The following is a 13,244-nucleotide window of genomic DNA, read 5'->3' as shown; positions in this document are numbered from 1 at the left end:
AGTTTGAAGAAATACAATAGATGGAAGAAAATTTATCTGTTCCTTATGCTTTTCTTTTATGGCATTTTTGTGCCTGTAACGGCAGCGGAATGGCTCTTTTCAGATGCCGGTTTCCCTTTTACCGCTGTTGTCGTGGGAATCGGATTACCCCCAATGAGGAAAAATCATCTGGCTCAATTAAAGAGCCAGGCAAGCATCCAATAATAAGAAGGAGAAGATTATATGGAACATCCAATTCGTTCAGCATTCACTTTTTTTGGAAAGAAATATGAACGCATTCTGCTGCTGATCCTTTTCATCCAATTGCCCGTCATTGCTGTTCAGTTTTTTGCATCGAATTATATCCTCACTGTGACTCCGGCAGCTGGTTCATTGTTTACGATCGCTGACATCTATAATGCATTCATCATTATTACTTTCTTCTTATTTACTATGATGCCTTTCGTTTATTTTTGGCATTACGAGGAAATCGGCAGCGACAAGCCGCTGCGCCAGGCGTTTTTCCAGTTTGCATTAAAAGGCTTTCACTTTTTCGTTTTTTCGGCTTTTTTCGGATTCATTTTGACAATCGGATTTGTATTGTTCATATTACCGGGATTGATTTTGTTCGCAATGTTAATCAGTGCACCGGTAATTGCCGTAATAGACAATCAAAGCGTCTGGTCAAGTGTACGCGAAAGTATCCGGATATTTAAAGCGCAGCACTGGAAGCTGGTCAGCCTGGTCATCATCTTCGGGTTGATGGAGTTGGTCGTTTCATCCATCATGCAGCTGTTCATAACGGATATCACGACTTCTTTCCTGGCAATCGCTATTTGCCACGTTTTCTTGAACACAATATTCTTGCCTCTCTTTTACTTGATTCTTTCATCACTCATCACGAAATGGAGAGAAGACCTCAGTTTGATTTCGATAGCTAAAAAAGAGTTATTGGCATCTGAATGAAATCAGTAAAAAAGGAGAGGGAATTTATGGAGCGAAAGTTAAAGAGAATTTTTGCCATATTGGCGATATTGCTGATTGTCATGCAGTCATTTTTTTATTCGGTTGCGAGTGCGGGCGTTCAGCCATGGAATGGAAATTCGTGGGAAGGCGAATCCTGGAATGGAAATCCGTGGGATCCTCAGCAATTTCAATGGCAAGGTGAACCGTGGACAGGCAATGATTGGGAAGGCAGCGAGTGGAACGGTGAAGGCACGACCGGCAACAGCACAAACGGCAATGGTACCACGGGCAACGGCACGACCGGCAATGGTACCACGGGCAACGGCACGACCGGCAATGGTACCACGGGCAACGGCACGACCGGCAATGGTACCACGGGCAACGGCACGACCGGCAATGGTACAGACGGAAATGGCACGACAGGCAACGGCACGACCGGCAATGGTACCATCGGAAACGGCACAGACGGAAATGGCACGACCGGCAACGGCACAGACGGAAATAGCACGACCGGCAACGGCACAAACGGCAATGGTACGACCGGCAACGGCACAAACGGAAACGGCACGACCGGAAACGGCACAAATGGAGATGGCACGACCGGCAACGGCACAAACGGCAATGGCACAAACGGAGAAGGCACTGTTTACGATGATCCAACACCTGGAGAAATTTCACAATATGTCGGATTTAATCTGATCCATTCGCAAGTGGGATTAATGGCTGACCTCGAGCAGGGGACGACTCCTGGTGCGATGGGAGCAAATTCCGGCTTTTTCCTTTCCGGTTTATTGTTGAATGGGTTAAAGTTAAAGTATGAAGGAAACCCTTATTTGGAAGGGGCTTCCCTTGTTAATGACCTGGGGGAAAAAGGGTATGTAGCAGGCCAGACCGTAAATAAATTCCGGGATTTTGCAAATTTCTCGCAAACTGCCACAACTGGAGCCAGAGGAGCGCAAGGAGCGCCAAACGCGCTAAGCGCATTTGGTCCGACTTGGGGACAAATGGGTGCCCTTGGCAAACTGAATGTGGTCGGAGCGGGAGCCGCAGCTCTTTATGGCGGCTATGATACCTTTGTAAAAGGGAAAGCAGCCTGGGATAGTTACAGCGATCCTTCGGTTTCAACTTCCACTAAAGTGGCAAATACGACAGAGGCGACAGCCAGTTTTGGAGCTACGGTCATGAGTGCAGGTGTGGTAGTTGGAGCAATACCGGGGCTTCAGGCAATTGGAGCGGGTATGGTCATTGGCGGCGCTGCTTTGTGGGGCGTTTCGAAATTGACAGGACTTGTCGCCAAAAATTGGGGCGCTATTAAAAACGGCGTCAAAAATGCAGGTTCATTTGTTGCAGATAAAGTCAGCAGCGGCTGGAATGCTCTGAAAGGAGTATTCGGTTAAAACAGAAATAAGGAGAGTGACGGTACATCATGGATAAACAAACAGGTGACTTTCTCTTGAAAAAAGGCAAGAAATATAAAAAATGGAGCGAACAGATGCTGGTCAATCCATTTTATTGGGTTGAAAATGGCAAACCTTATTACGTTGTCGTGTATCTGGCGGGAGGGAAATCCGTTGCATCAGGCTTTTTCAGCACCGAGGACGGAGAAGTGAAAGAAGATGCTCTTCGTGCCCATCCGAAGCTGTCCATTTTTTCAGAGTTAAGTACGAATATTTTTAACATAGGTGAAGAACGCGCGGCGGTCGGAACCGGTTATTTCATTGATTTACTGGCAATTCCTTTTCATAGTGATGATCAACAGGCAGCAAAAGGAAGAGACATTTTCGCAGAGTTGCTGAAGTATCAGCAGGATTTTATAGCTATGATGAAAGAATTTACCGATTACTACGATAATGACGTATTAATCAGAGGAAAACTGGAAGAATCGGATATCCAAAAAGTTCAGGAAACGGCCATCACGCTTCAATTGCTGCAATACCGGATCGGTACAACAGTGCAAAACCATGCTGAAGGACTTCAAAAATTTGAAGATTATTTAAAGACCCGGGAAGAATGGAAGAAACTCAAAAAAGATTCCCAATCATTTATAAAGGGGATTCTGAGCAGGATGGGCCAAGCCAAAAAAGAGCTGGATGCCCTCAATATCATCGTCGATGAAAATCCCGATAAAATGTTCCAGTTGAATTATGATCACATGATTAAAAAAATCGCGGATGCAAATGAAAGCCAGCGAAATCATATCCGTTATCCAAAATAATAAAAGGCGCTGCCAATTCAGGCAGCGCCTTTTGATTATGCTCTTTCCCTCATCCGCGCCGCCCGGTAATAAGCAGCGGTTCGGATATACAAATGATGTAAGCTGCCTTATGGGAAGCTTCGAGATTGACAGGGCTGTTGTGGAGCGAAGGGATAGCGAGCAGATAGGATAAATCAGTGAAAAAATCTGCAGCCTCAAAAAAATTGTTGATGAAGATCCAGAAAATATGTTTAAGCTGAATCATGATTACCTGGAAAAAGATATTGCAATTTCAATGGAGAGCCTGAAAAAAAATATTCGTTTTCTTAAATGACAAAAGGCGTTGCCGTGATGGCAGCACTTTCATTTATACTCTTTTTTGCATCCTTGCAGCTCTGTAATAAGCAGCGGTGCGGATATATAAATGATGGACAAAGCCGATGAAGACGAAGCACCAGGCAATAGAGGCTATATAGAACATCATTCTTGGAATAGCCTGAAGAAATGGTGTTTCCAATGCGATTGCCAGCTCCCAGGTACTGGCCGTATACATAGCTAGCGGAAAGACCATGGCCCAGAGCGCCGGTTCGTATGTGACGGGATGCCGCCTGATGATATGCCGCCAGAAAGCCAGGATGAATAACAGTGGGATCCACCATGTGCCGGCTGCCCAGAAAAATAAGGTAAAACCCTTCAGGAACGGCGTGATTTCCGTTAGGAAGGACCAGGATTCAGCATGTTGAATCAATGTTGCACCGGCAAGGCTCGTAATGGCAACAGCCCCCATATTGATCCAGTATGGAGGAGTGAATGCGCTCGATTCGAGTTTCAGGAACGTGAAACGGTAAAAGATTAATGTGATGATGTTCAAGTAAAGCATGCAGCCGAGAAAATAAAAGCAGACAGTGGTGAACAGGATGATTTCATGTCCGCTACCGACAGCAGGCACAAGAAGCGTTCCAAGAATCGAAACCGCCTGAGTGGCAACAGCCGCAATCAGCCAGGCGCCATTGATCCCTTCCGAAAGCGTAGGCGTATCGCGCTGAACAATGACCAGTGTAAAAAAGGAATACATGATTAGAAACCATAGGAAAAGTGCAAAGCCCCACAGGTAAAACGCGAACGCATAGGAATCGGCCACAAGGATCAATTGGCTGCCAAGCACGCAAGTGGCGGCAACTGCTGTAAAGAATCCGGAGCCGATGGCATGGCTGCTCAAATCCTTGATAATCCGTTTCGGATACAGCACGACACGCAGAATTGTCATGGTTAACAAAACAGTGTAAGCGGCTATATTAAAATAGAGCAGCATTTCTGCAAGCATTTCAAAGCCCAGAAAAAATGAGCTGATGGACAATGCGCCAGTAGCCATCACTAAAGCGAAGTAACCTGGAAACAAGGTCTCTACCAGTTTTAAAAAGAATTTAAGCACTATATACACTCCCAGTTTCAGTGGTAATCGGATATGCTGCCTGTTTATTCTAACTTATTTTAAGCAAAGCGTGGGAGTAACTTCATTTAGCGATTTGAATCCTGCTGGTTTGAATTGGGAATTTCCGCTAAACTGGAGCATAAGAGATTGATGCTGATGGAAAGTTATACGGAAACGGGGTATACCGATGGTCAAGGTTTTGATAGTGGAAGACGATTTGACGATAGCAGGAGTGCTGCAAAAAGAATTGTTGAAATGGAATTTGGAAGCGGCTGTCGTGGAAGACTTCAATCACGTTATGGAGGTTTTTGCGTCAGAAGAACCCCAACTGGTGCTGCTGGATATTTCACTTCCGGCTTTCAACGGTTATTATTGGTGCCAGGAAATCCGAAAAGTTTCACAGGTACCGATCATTTTCATCTCGTCGCGCAGCGAAAATATGGATATCGTCATGGGCATCCAGATGGGGGCGGATGATTTTATCCCTAAGCCTTTCGATCTGACAGTTGCTGTGGCGAAAATCCAGGCGCTGCTCAGAAGGACTTATGATTTCAATGAATCGGATAACTACCAGAATTTCAATCGGACTGTGCTGAAACCAGGCGAATCCAAGCTTTATTATGCTGAACAGGAAGTGGATTTGACGCGGACAGAGCTGAAGATCCTGGAGCAGTTATTCATGCGGAAAGGCGAATACGTCATGAGGGAAGATCTGATGGTCAAGTTGTGGGAAGACGAATCGTTCATCGATGACAATACACTGGCGGTCAATATGGCAAGGCTGCGGAAAAAACTGTTTGGCGTCGGATTGCCTGATTTCATCCTGACGAAAAAAGGGATCGGCTACGCCTTGAACAAGGATTCTGCAAATGGCTGACAAAAAGAAAGCCGGTCTATTCAAGTTGTTTCTTTTTGCAGTTAGGCAGCAGATTTTCATCTTCATCGTCATGGCTTTGGTATTTGTGAGCATTTTCATACTTAACAGCCTACCGTTTACACTCTATCTCTATAGTATGGAACTGGGGTTGTTCTTTTTCCTCATAAATCTGGTTATCCAATATTTCAAGTACAAGCAAAGATATGAAGCAATCGTTCTGGCAGGGGAAGCCCATTCGGTTAATATTGACGATATTGCTTCCGCGACAGATCCGGCTGACCAGCTGTATCTGGAAAAGATAAGCGAGCTGCAGCAGACTATACGGGACATGAGCAATCAGCATGCGGAGCGGCAGGCGGACCAGCTGGATTATTTCACCTTATGGCTGCACCAGATCAAAACACCGCTTTCTGCCATCAGTTTACTGAATCAGAGCGATACGAGAAGTGAGTCCAAAAAGATAGCACAAGAAATTTTGCGACTGGAAGATTATACGCACATGGCGTTGAATTATGTGAAACTTGAAGAGACAGGTTCGGAAATGGATTTATCCGAAGTGGATCTGGATTCGGTTATAAAAAGGGCTGTGAAGAAATACTCGATATTATTCATCCATAAAGGCATTAAACTCAATTACCAGCCACTTGATACAAAGATTTTATCAGATGGGCAATGGCTCCAGACCTTAATTGAGCAAATATTGTCAAACAGCCTGAAATATACAGCGAGCGGTTCAATCTCCATTTACCTGGACCATGAGAAAGAACAGACGCTTATCATTGAAGACACGGGCGTCGGCATCCGAAAAGAAGACTTGCCTAAGATTTTCAATAAGGGTTATTCCGGTCTGAATGGACGCCTGCATGAAAAATCCACAGGTCTCGGATTGTTTCTCAGCAGGAAAATCTGCAAGCGCATCGGCCATGAACTCACGATAGAATCTGAGTTGGGCAAAGGAACACGAGCAGCAGTATACCTGGGCCGTGAGGAAATGACTGTTTTTGATTAATATGAAACTTTTAAGAATAACAGACCCCAATTGTGCAATCTTACGAAACCGTAAGATTGCGTTTCTGTTTGTAAGGATAGGTACAGGCAGGCGCACTTGAATCCCCGTATCATGAAAAGCAAGGAGGGGTTAGCAATGACCTTATTGGAAATAAAAAATTTGAAGAAGATATATACAGCCCGCTTTTCAAACCAGCAGACCGAAGCGCTCGCCGCGGTGAACTTTTCGGTTGAAGAAGGGGAATTCGTCTCCATCATGGGAGAATCCGGTTCCGGAAAAACCACACTGCTGAACATCATATCGACACTCGACGACGCCAGTTCAGGGGAAGTCTATCTGGATGGCAATCCGTTATCAAAAATCAAAGACAAGGAAATCTCAGCGTTCCGGCGCAATACACTGGGCTTTGTCTTCCAGGATTTCAACTTGCTCGACAATTTCACCATCAAAGATAATATCCTGCTGCCGCTTGTCTTGTCGAAAACACCTATTGAAGAAATGGAAAGCCGCTTGATGCCGATTGTCCGCAATCTTGGCATTGAAGCGCATATCAACAAATTCCCATATGAAGTATCAGGCGGACAGAAACAGCGAGTAGCCGTGGCACGGGCATTGATCACGAAACCGAAAATCATTTTGGCGGATGAGCCGACGGGCGCACTGGATTCAAAGGCTTCGCAGAACCTGATGGAAATTCTGAAAGGCATCAACGAAACCGGCCAAACGATTTTGATGGTGACCCACAGCACAAGAGCGGCCAGCTTTTCGAAACGTGTCCTGTTTATCCGGGACGGCTCAGTCTACCACGAAATCTACCGCGGCGAACAGCCGGCTGATGAATTCATGGACCGCATTTCCGATTCGCTGAAAGTGCTGTCTACCCGGGGTGAGCGGGATGAATAACCGATTTTTCTCATCTCTGGCATTGCGTAATATCAATTCGAATAAACAATTGTATATTCCGTTTCTTTTATCATCCACCGCGATCATCGCCATGTTTTTCCTGATGGTTTCGCTGATGACCAACAAGTTTGTACAGGAGCGGTCGAGCTCGCTTCCGACTCTTTTCATGATCGGCGTAGTCGTGATCGGAATATTCTCGGTGATTTTCATTCTCTACACAAACAGCTTTTTGATCAAGCGGCGTAAAAAGGAAATCGGGCTGTATGGAATTCTGGGACTCGAAAAAAAGCATGTCGCGAAAATCCTGTTTTTCGAATCTATGTTTTCCAGTCTGTTGAGTATAGCTGCCGGCCTGCTTGCAGGATTGCTTTTTGGCCGTCTTGTGTTCATGCTGTTGAATTTCGTGTTGCGGATGCCGAATGACATTGCGTATACGACATCTTTGTTGAGTGTTGGCGCAACTGTTGCTCTATTCGTCTTGATTTTCGGAATAACACTCCTATACAACATCAGCCAGTTCACATTCGCTAATCCGATCAAATTGCTGAAAGGCAAACAGGAAGGGGAAAAAGAGCCGAAGGGTTCGCTGATCCTGTTCATCCTGTCGCTGATCTTTTTGGGGTGGGGATACGGAATATCCATCACTATTCCGGACCCGCTTGCTGCCATTGAAAAATTCTTCCTGGCAGTTCTGCTGGTGATTATCGGGACATACCTTTTGTTTATTTCAGGTTCGATCTTTATCTTGAAAGCGTTGAAAAACAATAAGCGCATCTATTACCGTCCCGGCGCCTTCATTTCCATCTCCGGCATGCTGTACAGGATGAAACAGAACGCAGTAGGACTGGCGAATATCTGTATTTTGGCTTCAATGGTCATCATTGCTGTGTCCACGACCATCACGATTTATCTCGGTTCAGAGGAAACATTGGAAAATCGTTTCCCTTATGAGCATAATTTAAAATTATTCGGAGATATGGATTATGTTGAGGAAATGAATAACAGATTCTTTGAGCTGCAGGATGAAGTTATTGCGCTGACGGAAGAGAACGGACTGGAAGTTGCGGATATGGAAAGTTACCGCTATGAAAGTTTTTTCGGTAATCTTGAAGACGGCAGCTTTGTTTTTAAACAAAGCTCTGTAGATGGCGATTTACCCGTTTTGATGATGGTCATCCCGCTGCAGGATTTTAATGGCATGACCGGAGAAAACTATTCATTGGCAGACGATGAAGCCTTGTTTTACCATTCGACAAAAAGCTACGAAAAAGAAGAGCTTTCCATCGGAAATAAAACCTACAGTCTGACAGAAATCGAAAACGAGTTCAGCGCAGACATGGCATTGACCGAATCGATTGCGTTAGTGGTGCCGGATGAAGCACACCTGCTAGACCTCCGTGAAGACTATATGGGACAATTTCCTGAATCGACCCATATTACGGTCGACGCAGAAATCGGCTGGAATACGGAAGGTACCGAAGCAGCGGAAAAAGCTCTCGCTGAACAATTGGAAAGCGAGTACAACGGCGTTTCAGGAAGTTTCAGCCGTTACGAATCCCGGGATTCCCAGCGTGAAGAATGGTACAGCATAAACGGTGGATTCCTATTCCTGGGCGTTTTCCTCGGCTTACTGTTCACTCTGGGTACGTTGCTGATCACCTATTTCAAGCAGGTTTCCGAAGGCTTTGATGACCGCGGCAAATTCCAGATCATGCAAAAAGTCGGTCTTGATGAAGACATGATCAAGGATTCGACGAAATCACAGATTATCTGGATGTTCATCCTGCCGATTGTCATTGCCACCATCCACGTCAGTTTCGCTTACCCGATTGTCCGCAAATTGCTGCTGATTTTCGGTGTCACCAATGACATGACCTGGCTGATGACTTTCATCGCGGTGGTCATCGCCTTTGCAGGGATTTACTGGATGATTTACCGAGTTACATCGAAAGTCTATTACAGTATTGTGAAATAATGAGAACCACCCATTGAAAGCTTTTTTCAATGGGTGGTTTCTTTTGATTGGAGAGATATTCTCAATGCCTCGGCAGTTCCGGGAACTTCCTGTTGAAAACAACGTATAACAGTAGAGAATATATAGAAAATTTTTTGGAATAAAGGAGAGATGACATGGAGCACAATTGGGAAACGGTGGTTAATGATCTTGCGCAAATTAAAGTCACAGCAAGTTTTGACAACGAACCTGTCCTGATCGAAGGCTCAGCGAAGGGGTTTCGCTGCATAGGCGTCGGGACGGATGCGGCGGTATTTCAATCTCTGGCTGTCCCGGAATATGCGTACAAAGTTTATGCTGAAGGGAAACTGGATAAGCTTGAAGCGGAAGCGGAAGTTTATGCACGTATCGGTTCGTCTGCCTATTTTTCCTATTGTTATGGAGCATTCGACCGTCTGCTCGTTTTGAAATATGAGGAAGGCCCCACTTTGTTTGATTGCCTGCTGCAAGGAATTCATATACCGGAACAGGTGATTCAGGATGTCGAGGATGCGAGGGAATATATCCGGCAAATCGGCTTGAATCCGCGTGACATCCATTTGAAGAATATATTATTGCAAAATGGGCGGGCAAAATTGATCGATGTCTCCGAGTATATCAAACCAGGAAATGATTTCCGTTGGGAGCATCTTAAAAAGACCTATGATGAATACTATCCGATCATCAAAGGAACACCGATGCCTTTCTGGCTGCTCGAAACGATCCGCAAATGGTACCATCATTGGAACCGTTATTCATCTACATTCGATGGATTCATGCGCATTGTATCCGAACAATTAAATTACTGGAAATAAAGGAAATGCGCCTTACTGCTATAATCAGAGTAAGGATTGAAGAATTGCTCCAACACTGAAATTTGCAGGAAAGCGACTGGGATAAAGCGAATACAGACAGGAGAGGACGTGTCCCGATGCCATCAGCCGGAATATGGATCAGGCTAAAAGCTTTCACACTGGATTACCTTTGGATTTTTCTTTATCTCTGTTTGGTCGGGCTGCTGACAATGGTTATAGCGCCAAGTCTTCGGGACTACTTCAATGGTCCGGCAGGAATTGCGCAATTGACCGGTTTTCTTCTGGTGACGCTGCCGGTTTCTTTGTATTTTGCGATAGGTGACTCATTTCTATTCAAAGGCACTTACGGGAAACGGAAAATGAAGATTCAAGTTGTGGATGGACATGGCCAGCCAATCGGAATTGTGCGTTCAATCGTCAGGACGATTCTTAAATTTCTGCCATGGGAATTATCCCATTTTCTCGTCTATCGGCTGGTCAGTCTTGGTGAAGGAGAATTCCCGCTTCATCTGATGCTGATCGGTTCATTGGTTTATTTGCTGATTTTTGTTTATATCCTGTCAGTCATTTTCTCAAAAGAAAACCGCTCGCTCTATGACAGGCTGAGTGGAACGAAGGTTGTATGCTAATGAAAGCAGTGAAGAATCAGATTTGTATTTCTGAAAATGAACGGAGGAAGCAAAGTGGAACTGCGGAAGATATTATTTGTGGTGCTGGAGCAATATGCGGACTGGGAAGCTGCAGCAATTGCAGCAGCGTTGAATGAAGACCCTGAGCAAGGGGAAAAGAAGTATATCGTTAAGACGGTGTCGCTTGACGGGGAGCCGGTAACTTCCATCGGAGGATTCAAAGTGCTGCCGGATTATTCAGTGGATAGCGCGCCGGAAGATTTTACGGGATTGATATTGATCGGCGGAAATTCATGGCGAAAAGAAGAAAGCCGGAAAGTGCTGGAATTGGTTGAATTAGCACAGCGAAAAAATGCTGTGATGGGAGCCATCTGTGACGCGACAGTATTTTTGGGGATGAACGGCAAGCTGAATTCAGCGAAGCACACGAGCAACCATCTTGCCGAATTGAAAGAAGCAGCCGGCAGCGATTACACAGGGGAACAGAATTACCATGAGCAGCAGGCAGTCAGGGATGGCAAGCTTGTCACAGCCAACGGTTCCGCTTATTTGGATTTTGGCAGGGAAATTCTATATGCACTCGATGCGGCGCCGGAGGAAGAAATTGAAGAATGGTACAGCTTCTTCAAGTTGGGGTATCACGAATTTGTGAAAGAGAAGAGCGGCCAGTAAGCCGAATGATACTAATATGAAAAACGTCACCGTGAGTAAAAACGGTGACGTTTTTTGTAGGGAAACGAATCAAGTCTTTTACTTCAAGTCGATTGTGATCGGAGGAATTTCAATCGGTTCCCCGTCATCTTCCAAATGTTCGATATAAGTGACCGTTGGTTGAATGGTTACACTGGCTGCTTCCGGATCTATGGCTTCAAAAGTCATTTGCTGATAAGTTTGACCGAACATCGTTGATCCGCCCGTTCCGAAAACCATCGGATAGTCATTACCGAGATTATCTGTCAACTGCCAATCGGTTATATAGTGGTCCTCATCAATATCGACAGTATCAAACCGCAGCACTGTTGATAATTTAGTCAAGGATAAATCTTCGAGTAAATAGGAGCCTCCTTCAAAATTTATCGCTTCATTGACATTGAATGTTTCTGCTGCTAAAGCGCGAAGTTTGAAGTTGAACTTCCAGTCACCGGTGATTTTATTGTCAAAGTTGATGGCATCCAAAAATTCAACAGGTTCCCATACGAGAGACAGTGATTTTGGCGGACTATTATTAAAGTCAGGAGACATAGTGATGACGCCGGCATATCGAGTGTCATCGACTTTAGTCATTGAAATTCCAGCGCCGTAGCCATTTGCCCCTTTTGCTTCGATCATACCAGTGGAGTATGGAGACTCGCCAAGGTCGGCTGTGGTCTGTAATGCGAAACTGATGCTTACCGACGTTCCGTCGTAAACCGCTTCTTCAAGGGTGATTGTCGAGTCGTTGCTTGTTTGAGTCATATCCAGAGGCTGCGCCACTTCGCTGAAATGGCTGAATATCAGCTCCTCGTCTTCAAAATAGGAAACGATATCCTGCAGAACAGGAATCTGGGAAGCGATTGAAGGAAAAGCAACAACTGCAGTGGCGGCAGTGCTGATAACTACTGCGACGGCAATAGCGGTCTTAATAAGCCAGGCAGATTTTTTCTTCTGGCCGGTTAAACGCTGTTTCATCTGCTTTTTTTCAAGATTTGTTACAGCAGCATCGGGAATCTCATCTATATCGGTATTCAAGAATTTCTGGAACTCATTCATGTCCATCGCTCCTTCCGTTCAATCAGGTTCAACAGTTTCCGTTTGCCTCTGTAAAGGCGATTCTCCACTGCGGATAATGTAACGCCCAGTGTCTCAGCAATTTCGCCATTTGAGAGGTCCAAATAATATTTCATCAGGAATATGTCACGATCATTCTCGGGAAGTTCCTGGAGGCGGTAAAGCATTTCGTTGCGGGATTCGCTGCGGAGCACTGCATCTTCTGTATCATAAGTATGTCCGTCATTTCTGATATCAGATGAAACAGCTTCCTTCAGCTGCAGCTTTTGATGGCGACGATAGACATCAATCGCTTTGTATTTCGCGAGTGTACCGGCCCATTTTCTGAAATCGGTCGGATCACCGTCGAACCGATCGGCTTTTTGCCAAATCATCATGAAAACATCGTTCAGGCACTCTTCGGCGGCTTGATGGCCGCAGCTTTTTACCAGGATATGCCGGCAAATCCCTTTAAGGAAGGGCATATATGTATCAATAAGATAATTGAGAGCCTGTTCATCCTGGCGTTTCAGCCGTACGATAAAGTCCTCCATCATGGTCACTTCCTTCCAGTATTACTATATATAACGAACGCCGCTGCTAAAAACTCGCATATAATAGAAGAATCCATTTCTTCCTTGTAATCTTCATAATAAAGCAATGCTCAAGATAGAAGGTAAAATTTAAGGTTTGCGAAGTTA

The 13,244-nt window shown here is 45.1% G+C and carries 14 protein-coding genes; 11 read left to right on the top strand and 3 right to left on the bottom strand.

The window, feature by feature from the left end; translation table 11 throughout:
• Positions 1 to 3: 3 nt before the first annotated feature.
• The 4 genes from CXF70_RS05080 to CXF70_RS05065 are packed head-to-tail and all read left to right on the top strand — an operon-like array spanning position 4 to position 3,160.
• Positions 4 to 204, top strand: coding sequence for a hypothetical protein (locus CXF70_RS05080; protein WP_101801765.1), 201 nt, complete (start codon positions 4 to 6; stop codon positions 202 to 204).
• An 18-nt stretch (positions 205 to 222) separates the two neighbouring features.
• Positions 223 to 945 carry a YciC family protein gene (locus CXF70_RS05075; protein WP_101801764.1) on the top strand — a complete coding sequence of 241 codons (723 nt, stop codon included), beginning with the start codon at positions 223 to 225 and terminating at the stop codon, positions 943 to 945.
• A 26-nt stretch (positions 946 to 971) separates the two neighbouring features.
• Positions 972 to 2,342, top strand: a complete 1,371-nt coding sequence (locus CXF70_RS18315; protein WP_199172791.1) for a hypothetical protein — start codon at positions 972 to 974, stop codon at positions 2,340 to 2,342.
• 29 nt (positions 2,343 to 2,371) lie between these two features.
• Complete coding sequence (locus tag CXF70_RS05065) at positions 2,372 to 3,160, top strand: hypothetical protein (RefSeq protein WP_101801763.1); 789 nt, start codon at positions 2,372 to 2,374, stop codon at positions 3,158 to 3,160.
• Positions 3,161 to 3,506: 346 nt separating this feature from the next.
• Here CXF70_RS05065 and CXF70_RS05060 read toward each other — a convergent pair whose 3' ends face one another.
• Complete coding sequence (locus CXF70_RS05060) at positions 3,507 to 4,571, bottom strand: tellurite resistance/C4-dicarboxylate transporter family protein (protein WP_233208548.1); 1,065 nt, start codon at positions 4,569 to 4,571, stop codon at positions 3,507 to 3,509.
• 187 nt (positions 4,572 to 4,758) lie between these two features.
• On the opposite strand from CXF70_RS05060, the gene CXF70_RS05055 reads away from it, so the two are divergent.
• From CXF70_RS05055 to CXF70_RS05025, 7 genes are all read left to right on the top strand, one after another.
• The gene (locus tag CXF70_RS05055) at positions 4,759 to 5,448 is read left to right on the top strand and encodes a response regulator transcription factor (RefSeq protein ID WP_101801761.1); all 690 of its coding nucleotides are present in this window, start codon (positions 4,759 to 4,761) and stop codon (positions 5,446 to 5,448) included.
• Positions 5,441 to 6,457 carry a sensor histidine kinase gene (locus tag CXF70_RS05050; RefSeq protein WP_199172790.1) on the top strand — a complete coding sequence of 339 codons (1,017 nt, stop codon included), beginning with the start codon at positions 5,441 to 5,443 and terminating at the stop codon, positions 6,455 to 6,457. The genes CXF70_RS05055 and CXF70_RS05050 overlap by 8 nt, the downstream gene beginning before the upstream one ends.
• Before the next feature lie 135 nt (positions 6,458 to 6,592).
• Positions 6,593 to 7,360, top strand: a complete 768-nt coding sequence (locus CXF70_RS05045; protein WP_101801760.1) for an ABC transporter ATP-binding protein — start codon at positions 6,593 to 6,595, stop codon at positions 7,358 to 7,360.
• Positions 7,353 to 9,335, top strand: a complete 1,983-nt coding sequence (locus tag CXF70_RS05040; RefSeq protein WP_101801759.1) for an FtsX-like permease family protein — start codon at positions 7,353 to 7,355, stop codon at positions 9,333 to 9,335. Before CXF70_RS05045 ends, CXF70_RS05040 begins: the two co-directional genes overlap by 8 nt.
• A gap of 155 nt (positions 9,336 to 9,490) precedes the next feature.
• Positions 9,491 to 10,168, top strand: a complete 678-nt coding sequence (locus CXF70_RS05035) for a serine/threonine protein kinase (protein ID WP_101801758.1) — start codon at positions 9,491 to 9,493, stop codon at positions 10,166 to 10,168.
• A 116-nt stretch (positions 10,169 to 10,284) separates the two neighbouring features.
• Complete coding sequence (locus CXF70_RS05030) at positions 10,285 to 10,797, top strand: RDD family protein (RefSeq protein ID WP_101801757.1); 513 nt, start codon at positions 10,285 to 10,287, stop codon at positions 10,795 to 10,797.
• A gap of 54 nt (positions 10,798 to 10,851) precedes the next feature.
• A complete protein-coding gene (locus CXF70_RS05025) occupies positions 10,852 to 11,469 on the top strand; it encodes a type 1 glutamine amidotransferase family protein (RefSeq protein ID WP_233208547.1) in 618 nt (205 codons plus the stop codon).
• 78 nt (positions 11,470 to 11,547) lie between these two features.
• Here the strand turns inward: CXF70_RS05025 and CXF70_RS05020 are convergent, their stop codons facing one another.
• Both CXF70_RS05020 and CXF70_RS05015 read right to left on the bottom strand, forming a co-directional pair.
• Entirely contained in the window at positions 11,548 to 12,546 is a 999-nt protein-coding gene (locus tag CXF70_RS05020; protein ID WP_158241153.1) for a DUF4179 domain-containing protein, read from the bottom strand.
• A complete protein-coding gene (locus CXF70_RS05015) occupies positions 12,543 to 13,097 on the bottom strand; it encodes a sigma-70 family RNA polymerase sigma factor (RefSeq protein WP_101801858.1) in 555 nt (184 codons plus the stop codon). The genes CXF70_RS05020 and CXF70_RS05015 overlap by 4 nt, the downstream gene beginning before the upstream one ends.
• Positions 13,098 to 13,244 lie beyond the last annotated feature (147 nt).

Origin of the sequence: Planomicrobium sp. MB-3u-38, from assembly GCF_002836425.1 — a bacterium.
In the GTDB taxonomy this organism is placed as follows: domain Bacteria; phylum Bacillota; class Bacilli; order Bacillales_A; family Planococcaceae; genus Planococcus; species Planococcus okeanokoites.
Note: the sequence above shows the minus strand (reverse complement) of the source record. Positions and strands in the feature narration are given on the sequence as shown.